The organism is Streptomyces nanshensis (assembly GCF_001751255.1).
Lineage (GTDB): Bacteria > Actinomycetota > Actinomycetes > Streptomycetales > Streptomycetaceae > Streptomyces > Streptomyces nanshensis_A.
In genome coordinates this window covers 1-8,383 of the sequence record NZ_LJGW01000391.1, presented here as the reverse complement: position 1 = coordinate 8,383, position 8,383 = coordinate 1, and the positions used below count along the sequence as shown (strand labels likewise).

Here is an 8,383-nt window from a genome sequence, read left to right as displayed (position 1 = left end):
CGGACGTCAACGGCCTGCCGCCCGCGGGGGTTTCGTCGGCGTGCGCGGTCCCGGCCCGGGTGGCGGGAGGTGCGAACGCGGGAGTGCCGGCGGGGGTGCGTACGAGCCCCTCGCGTGTGGCGGCGCCGCCGGCGGTCATCGGGTGCTCCCGTGAGAGGGAGGCCGCTCGTACTTCCGGTCCGCGCGGGTGCGGCACACGCACCGGGGAGCGCCCGCGCTCCGGCCCCGCTCCGGGACCGTGCGGCGGCAACGCGTCCTTGGCGTATGACGCTTCGTCCACCGGCAGTTCGTCCATTGACCGCGCATTCGCCCGTCGCCCCCCTCGTGTCCGAGTTCGCCCCTCTTGGACGATACACCAGAACCGTCACAGAGGGCCATAGTTCCAACACAGAACGTGACGACCAGGCACGATACGGATACTGCGAGCGTTCGTACGCCTCCGGAGCGTGTTTCCAGGGCCTGTTGGGCCTCTCCGGGGAAGGTCCCGGAACGGCTCCGCGAGGCGGCCCCGGACGCGCACGGAAGCGGTTGCCGAACTCCCGGAAGTCAACTCCCGGGCGTCCGCGTACCGCTGGGACACCGGTGCAGAGATCGCTTCCCCGCACGTACCGTGATCACTCGGCTACGGCCACGATGTGCTGAAGCGGCTCTCCCCGCGCCCAGCGGTCGAGTTGAGCGCGCAGCAGCCGCTTGGCGCGTGGCAGGAAGGCCGTCGTGGGACCGCCGACGTGCGGGGTGATGAGCACGCCGGGCGCGTGCCAGAGCGGGTGCCCGGCGGGCAGCGGCTCGGGGTCGGTGACGTCGAGCGCGGCGCGCAGCCGGCCCGAACTCGCCTCCGCCAGCAGGGAGTCGGTCTCGACCACTCCCCCGCGGGCGACGTTGACCAGCAGCGCGCCGTCCTTCATACGGGAGAGGAACCCCGCGTCCACGAGCCCCCGGGTCTCCTCGGTGAGCGGCGTGCAGAGGACCACCACGTCGGCGCCGGGCAGCAGTCGGGGCAGCTCGCCGAGCGCGTGCACGGGTCCGCGCGGCGCCTGCCGTGCCGTGCGCGCGACCCTCGTCACCTCCGCGACCTCGAACGGCAGGAGCCGATCCTCCACGGCCGAACCGATCGCCCCGTAGCCGACGATGAGCACGGACTTGTCCGCGAGCGCGTCATGGACGCCCGGGCTCCACTCCTCGGCGTCCTGTGCCCGTACGAACGCGGGCAACTGCCGCAGCGCGGCCAGCGTGAGCGCGAGCGCCAGCTCGGCGGTCGAGGCGTCGTGCACACCGCGTGCGTTGCACAGCAGCGTCCCGGCGGGCAGGTCCGGCACGGCACCGGCGACGTGGTCGATCCCCGCGGTCAGCGTCTGCACCACGCGCAGACGCGTCATCTCGGGCAGCGGACGCACGGAGACGGCCTGGCCCTTCATGTACGGGACGACGTAGAAGGCGCAGCGTGCGGGGTCGGCCGGGAAGTCCTCGTCGCCGTCCCAGAAGCGGTAGGTGAAGGTGTCGGGGAGTCCGTCGATCTGTGCGGGCGGGATCGGCAGCCAGACGTCTGCGGCGTCCGCCGCCCCGGATTCCCGCGGTGCCGTTGAGGGTGCCATGGTCCCCGAGGCTAGACGCCGGGCGCGGAAGGCGGAGGGCGAGGTCACGGGCGAGAGCGGAGCCTCGTCCGGAACCGGTGCGCGCAGGCGTTAGTTTGGGGGGCCGTCAGAGGGGAGTGCGTCCGGGTGGAGCGCAGGACAATCGGTGCGGCAGCGCTCGAAGTGGGTGCCGTCGGCCTCGGCTGCATGCCGATGAGCTGGGCGTACTCCACGTCCGAGCAGAGCGGCGAGGAGTCGCTGCGTGCGGTGCACGCGGCGCTCGACCGCGGTGTGACGCTGCTCGACACGGCGGACATGTACGGGCCGTTCACCAACGAGCTGCTGATCGGCAGGGTGCTCAAGGAGCGGCGCCACGACGCCTTCGTCTCCACCAAGTGCGGGCTGCTGGTGGGAGAGCAGCACATCGTGGCCAACGGCCGCCCCGGCTATGTGAAACGGGCCTGCGACGCGTCGCTGCGGCGCCTCCAGACGGACTGGATCGACCTGTACCAGCTCCACCGTGCCGACCCCGAGGTGCCCGTCGAGGAGACCTGGGGCGCGATGGCCGAGCTGGTCGCCGAGGGCAAGGTGCGGGCGCTGGGCTTCTGCGCGGTCGGGGCGCGTGCGGACCACCGCAGCCGCGCGGGCGCGGGCGGCATCCACGCCGCGACGATCCGCCAACTGGAGCGTGTGCAGGGCGTCTTCCCCGTCAGCGGCGTACAGGCCGAGCTGGCGCTCTGGTCGCGCGAGGCCATGGGGACGCTGCTGCCGTGGTGCGTCTCGCACGGCGTGGGCTTCATGGCGGCGATGCCGCTGGGCAACGGCTATCTGAGCGGCACCCTCACCCCCGGCGGCGGCTTCGAGACCGACGACGTACGCGCCCGGCACCCGCGCTTCACCGCCGAGATGATGGCCGCCAACCAGCCCGTCGTGGCGGGGCTGCGCCGCGTCGCCGAGCGCCACGGGGCGACGCCCGCCCAGGTGGCGCTGGCCTGGCTGCTCGCGCAGGGGCCGCAGGTGGTGGCGCTGCCCGGCACCAAGAAGGAGCGCTGGGTGACGGAGAACGCCGCGGCGGCCGAACTCCGGCTCACGCCCGCCGACATGGCGGAGCTGGGGGCGCTGCCGGCCGCGCGGGAGTCGTGGGAGTAGCGCTCCGCGCACGGGAAGGCGTACGGGCCGGTGCCGACGGGCCGCCGGAGACCGCCGTATGCGCACCTGCGCACGGAAGTTGCGCTGTCACCGGCGGCACGGTCACGCATGTGGTGTGCTGAGTCCACCGTGCGCACATGCACACCGTGTGCACCGGGCTCGCAGCAGGGAACGAACACCGGGAGGCGCTGACCGTGCGTAGCCGCTATCTGCCGTCCGTACGAGCCGCCGCGGCGGGGCTGGCCGCCCTGGGGCTGCTGGCGTCGGGGTGCTCCGACGACCCGGGTGGCGCCTCCGGGGAGAAGTCGCCCCCGGCCTCGTCACCGGGCGGGGAGTCCGGCCCGAACGCGACGGCGTCGGCCGCGCCCGCGAAGGGCTCGGTGAAGGTGGAGCGCACCGTCACCACGCGGCTGAAGTCGCCGTGGGGGCTGGCGCCGCTGCCCGGCGACGGCGGTCTGCTCGTCTCGCAGCGTGACGACGGCAAGATCTTCCGCGTCGACGAGCGCACCGGCAAGAAGACCGGCGTCGGCACGGTCCCCGGCGTACAGGCCAGCGGTGAGGGCGGGCTGCTCGGCATCGCCGTGCCCCCGGACAACGCGAAGATGGTCTACGCGTATCTGACGACGGCCTCCGACAACCGCATCGTCCGCATGCTCTACGACCCGAAGAAGCGTCCCGGCGACCAGCTCGGCGCCCCCGACACCATCCTCAAGGGCATCCCGAAGGGCGAGATCCACAACGGGGGCCGGATCGCCTTCGGTCCCGACAAGATGCTCTACGCCGGTACGGGAGAGTCCGGGCAGGGCGGTCTCGCGCAGGACAAGAAGTCGCTGGGCGGCAAGATCCTGCGTATGACGCCCGAGGGCGAACCTCCCGGGCAGGGCAACCCGGAGTCCGGCTCCGTCTTCTACAGCTACGGGCACCGCAATGTGCAGGGTCTGGCCTGGGACGACGAGAAGCGGCTGTGGGCGAGCGAGTTCGGGCAGGACACCTGGGACGAGCTGAACGTCGTCCGTCCCGGCAAGAACTACGGCTGGCCGGAGGTCGAGGGCCGCAAGGACAAGGCCGGCTTCGCCGACCCGGTCGCCCAGTGGCGTACGGCCGACGCCTCCCCCAGCGGCCTCGCGATCGTCAAGGGCTCGGCGTGGATGGCCGGTCTGCGCGGTGAGCGGCTGTGGCGGATCCCGCTGAAGGGCACGACGAAGGCGGCCGAGCCGCAGGCGTTCCTGCGGGGCAAGTACGGGCGGCTGCGCACCGTGGTCGCCGACGGCGGCAGCCACCTGTGGCTCATGACGAGCGAGACCGACGGACGGGGCGGCCCGAAATCCGGCGACGACCGTATTCTGAAACTCAAGGTGAGCTAGAGCGGGACGGGACGGCTGCCGCCGCTCCCGGCCCGGCGGCCGGACGGAGAAGCGATGTTCAACCTGATCCAGGAGCTCTTCTCCCCTGGCCGGCGGCACACCGAGGACGAACGGCGGCGGCTGGACCACGCCCGGGTCGAGGAGGGCAGCAGCGACCCCGGCCACGGCCCGGTCGACCTCGCCTCCGGGCAGGTGCTGATCCGCGCTCCGCGGCAGCGGGGCACCGACGGCGCCGCCGACGAGGACGCAGACGGGAGCCGGTAATGGGCATTGCGGACGACCTCTTCATCCCCAGCCAGCAGCACCTGCACCACGAGCAGCAGCGGCTGGACCACACCTACGTCATGGAGGGCGCGGCCGACGGCCGGAACGGGCGCGGCTGCGGGCCGGTCGACCTCGGCTCCGGCCGCATCGTCATCGCGCTCCAGGAGCAGCACGCGATCCTTCCGGCGCGGCCGAAGGTCGAGGAGGGCTCGGAGGCGGACGGGACGGACGGCGACGGCGGCGATCCGCCCGACCTGCTCTGACCGGCCGACGGCGGTGCGGGGCCCCGTGGTTGAAGCCCGGGGTCCGGCGCGGCCGGGCCGTCAGCCCGCGGCCGGGCGTACCTCGTTCTCCGCGCCGTCCAGCAGCCGCAGCCGGTGCGCCATGGCCGCGGCCTCTCCGCGTCCGGCCACGCCCAGCTTCGCCAGGATGTTGGAGACGTGCACGCTCGCCGTCTTCGGCGAGATGAAGAGCTGCTCGGCTATCTGCCGGTTGCTGCGCCCGGCGGCGACGAGGTGCAGCACGTCCCGCTCCCGCTGCGTCAGGCCGAAGGTGTCGGCCGGCTCCTGCACGGGCGCCGGGCCCGTACCCCGCCCGCGCCGTGTGTCCGTACGCGTCTCCGCCGCGGGAAGCCGCGCCCGCAGCGAGAGTTGCTCGATCTCCGTACGCAGCGGCTGCGCGCCGAGCCGTACGGCCACCGCGTGGGCGGCGGCCAGCAGACCGTTGGCGCACTCGCGCGACGCGCGGTCCGGCGTCCCCTCCTCCAGCAGCGCCTCCGCCCGGCGGTGCCGGGCCAGCGCCAGATGGTACGGACGCTCCAGCGCCTCGAAGGCCGCGGTGACCTCCGCCCATGCCGCCGGCTTCGACCGTCCCTCCGCCCGGTCGATCTCCGCCGAGACCAGCGCGCAGTGCGCCCTCCACACGGGCGCCGGATGGGGCAGCCGCCGCACCGCCGTACGCAGGTGCGCCAGGATCTCCGCCCGGCCCTCCTCGGCGGCGGGCAGTCCGCGCAGCCCCGCCTCGTGCACGGCCGCAGCATGCAGCAGCGGCCAGGCGTAGCGGTGGGTGCCCGGCGGGAAGCCCGCGTCGAGCGCGGCCCTCAACTGAGCCCGTACGGCGGTGAAATCGCCGCGCAGGGCCGCCGACTCCAGCGCGAAGTGCCGTAGTTGGACGGCGGCGTTGACGGACGCGGCATGGCTGCCCAGCGCCTCGCGCGCGGCCTCCCGCGCCGCATCCAGGCCCGCCACGTCGCCGCGGCCGAGCTGGAGATGGGCCTTCATCAGGGCGGCGAAGCCCCTGGTCTCGGCCGAACGTGCCGCTGCCGCCGCCTCGTCGGTGATCCGGGCGGCCTCGTCCCACTCGCCCAGTGCGTACAGCGACTCGGCCTGGTTGCCCAGGGCGAAGCCGCACATGTCGGGGCGTCCGTGGGTGACCGCTCCTTCGACGGCGCGGACGGCCGCGGCCACGGCCTCGCTGGAGCGGCCCATGGACTCCAGCTCCGTGGCGAGGTTGATGTCGGCCCGTCCGACGACGCCGAACGCGCCCGCCGCCTCGGCCTGTTCGCGTGCACCGGTCATCTCGGCGATGCCGGCGTCCAGATCGCCCGACTCGGCCATGAGGATGCCGAGGGTGATGCGCGCCTGCAGCTCGATCGTCGTCGCGCCCACGACGCGGGCCAGCTCCACGGCCCGTACGGCGGTGCTCATGGCGTCCGGTCCGGGCCGGTGCATCATGCCCCAACTCGCGGCGCAGGTCAGCACGTCCGCGTGCACGGCGGAGGGCGGCAGACCGCGGACCAGCTCCTGGGCGCGGGCGATCTCGTCCCAGCCGTCGCCCCGTCCGAGGGACTCGACGGTCTTGGAGCGGCTGACCCAGAACCAGGCGGCGCGCAGCGGATCCTGGCGCTCGTCGAGCAGGTCGAGGGCGCGCCGGGTCAGGGCGAGGGCACGTTCGGCGTCGCCGCCGTTGCGCGCGGCGACGACGGCCTCGGCCAGCAGATCCATGAACGACAGGGACTCCGCGCCCACGTCGCCGGAGCGCCTGCCGCCGGGCCGCGGATAGACCTCCGCCTCGTCCATGGGGCGCAGCCGCTCCCGTACCTCGCCGGGGACCTCGTGCCACAACTCCACGGCGCGCTCCAGCAGTTGGTGCTGCTCCGCGAAGGCGTGCCGGCGGCGGGCCTCGACGGCGGCGGCGAGCACCGCGGGCAGCGCCTTGGCGGCGTCACGGCCGTGGTACCAGTAGTGCGCGAGGCGCGTGGTGCACTGCTCGGACCGTACGAGCGAGGGGTCGGCCTCCAGGGACTGCGCGTAGCGGCGGTTGATCCCGGCGGCCTCACCGGGCAGCAGGTCCTCGCTGACGGCCTCGCGCAGCAGGGCGTGCCGGAAGCGGTAGCCGTCGCCGTCGTCCGTGGGCAGCAGCACGTTGGCGCCGACGGCCACGCGCAGCGCGTCCAGCAGGTCGGCCTGCGGCAGTTCGCACACGGCTGCCAGCAGCGCGTGCTCGACGGCGGAGCCGCCCTGCGCGGCGATCCGCAGCACCTGCTGCACCTGCTCGGGCAGCGCCTCGACGCGCACCAGCAGCAGGTCGCGGAGGGTGTCGCTGATGCCGCACGTGGCGCAGTTCGCGGTCAGCTCCTCCACGAAGAACGGGTTGCCGTCGGTGCGTTCGAAGATGACGCGGGCCTGTTCCGGGTCCGGCTCGGGGACGCCCTGGATGCCGGCGATCTGCGCGTGCACCTCCACCCGGCTCAGGCGCGGCAGTTCGACGCGGCGCACGGTGCGCAGCCGGTCCAGCCCGGCGAGGAAGGGGCGCAGCGGGTGGCGGCGGTGGATGTCGTCGGAGCGGTACGTCGCGAGGAGAACGAGCCGCGAGGTGTGCACCGAACGGTAGAGATAGCCGAGGAGTTCGCGGGTGGAGCGGTCCGCCCAGTGCAGGTCCTCCAGGGCGAGGACGACCGTACGGCCCGTGGCCAGCCGCTCCAGGAGCTGTGCCGTCAGCTCGAAGAGCCGGGCGCGTCCGTCCTCCTCGTCGTACGCCTCGGCGCGTGCCGCTCCGGGGCTGCCGGGCGGTGGCGCCAGATCGGGCAGCAGCCGCGCCAGCTCGGCCTCCCGGCCGGCGACCGCGGCGGTCATCTCCGCCTCGCCCAGGGCGCGGTGCAGTCCGCGCAGGGCGGTCGCGAAGGGCGCGAACGGCAGCCCGTCCGCGCCCAGTTCGAGACAGCCGCCGACCGCCGTGGTGGCGCCGGCCGCGCGGGCGGTGCCGAGGAACTCCTCCAGCAGCCGGCTCTTGCCGACGCCCGCCTCGCCGGAGAGCAGCAGCGCCTGCGGCTCACCCGCGTCGGCGCGTTCGAGCGCGCCGGTGAGCAGGGCGGTCTCGTCGCGGCGGCCGACGAAGACGGGGCTGATCGTGGATTGGCTGGACACGTGCTCCAGCATGGCACCGGCGACCGACATCGCGTCAGTCGCCGGTTCGGCCACATCGGAGGCCGCGGGCGGGCCGGACACCGCGGACACGGCGGCTGCGGCGGGTACCGCGGAAGCCGCTTCCGCTCCCCGTTCCGCGGCCGCGTCCGTTTCTGCTTCCGGTGCCGGAGCCGTCGCCGGGTCCGGGACCGGGGTGAGGGTCACGCGCGGGACCAGAGCCGCCGGGCACGCCCCGGACGTCCTGCAACTCCCCGGTGCTGGTGGCCGGATCCGTCGAGCAGGCGTGCCCGGCGCTCGGCGGCGGCCTTCTGCCGCAGTTCGGCGATGCGCAGGAGACCTGCCTCGTAGCCGTAGTACATCTCTGACTCCCCTGTTGACGAGTGGATCGACTGCTTCGTGCTGTCATCCAGCGTCGTCTCCCAGGGGGGTCCCCCACATCGGGAACCTGCCCGGTCTTACGGGCCACGGGGTCCTTATCCGCCGGGCCCGGGGACTTAGGTCCGAGCCGGGGCCTCAGCGGACCGCGGGCCGTGGGTCCTCACGTCCGCGTCGCGCGCGCGTAGGCACCCATGAGCGGCACCCCGCGCGCCGGGCACGGCCGGGCCGCCCG

At 73.9% G+C, this 8,383-nt stretch carries 7 protein-coding genes; 4 read left to right on the top strand and 3 right to left on the bottom strand.

The genetic code is table 11. The features are described 5' to 3' along the window. Positions 1-614: 614 nt before the first annotated feature. On the bottom strand, positions 615-1,592 hold the full coding sequence (locus AN218_RS24395) for a 2-hydroxyacid dehydrogenase (protein ID WP_070019086.1): 978 nt from the start codon (positions 1,590-1,592) through the stop codon (positions 615-617). Between the two features lie 126 nt (positions 1,593-1,718). Here AN218_RS24395 and AN218_RS24390 point away from each other — a divergent pair, with 126 nt between their 5' ends. From AN218_RS24390 to AN218_RS24375, 4 genes are all read left to right on the top strand, one after another. Next, positions 1,719-2,720, top strand: coding sequence for an aldo/keto reductase (locus AN218_RS24390; protein ID WP_079132536.1), 1,002 nt, complete (start codon positions 1,719-1,721; stop codon positions 2,718-2,720). Between the two features lie 137 nt (positions 2,721-2,857). Beyond that, on the top strand, positions 2,858-4,084 hold the full coding sequence (locus AN218_RS24385) for a PQQ-dependent sugar dehydrogenase (protein WP_079132535.1): 1,227 nt from the start codon (positions 2,858-2,860) through the stop codon (positions 4,082-4,084). A gap of 54 nt (positions 4,085-4,138) precedes the next feature. Next, complete coding sequence (locus AN218_RS24380) at positions 4,139-4,348, top strand: DUF6191 domain-containing protein (protein WP_070019084.1); 210 nt, start codon at positions 4,139-4,141, stop codon at positions 4,346-4,348. Continuing rightward, positions 4,348-4,611 (top strand): DUF6191 domain-containing protein, encoded by a 264-nt coding sequence (locus AN218_RS24375; protein ID WP_070019083.1) that lies wholly within the window; start codon positions 4,348-4,350, stop codon positions 4,609-4,611. The genes AN218_RS24380 and AN218_RS24375 overlap by 1 nt, the downstream gene beginning before the upstream one ends. 60 nt (positions 4,612-4,671) lie before the next feature. On the opposite strand, the gene AN218_RS24370 is transcribed toward AN218_RS24375, so the two are convergent. Beyond that, positions 4,672-7,803, bottom strand: a complete 3,132-nt coding sequence (locus tag AN218_RS24370; protein WP_476755971.1) for a helix-turn-helix transcriptional regulator — start codon at positions 7,801-7,803, stop codon at positions 4,672-4,674. Between the two features lie 170 nt (positions 7,804-7,973). Next, positions 7,974-8,132: a hypothetical protein gene (locus tag AN218_RS37030; RefSeq protein WP_171908780.1), complete on the bottom strand. Its 159-nt coding sequence runs from the start codon at positions 8,130-8,132 to the stop codon at positions 7,974-7,976. Between the last annotated feature and the right edge of the window lie 251 nt (positions 8,133-8,383).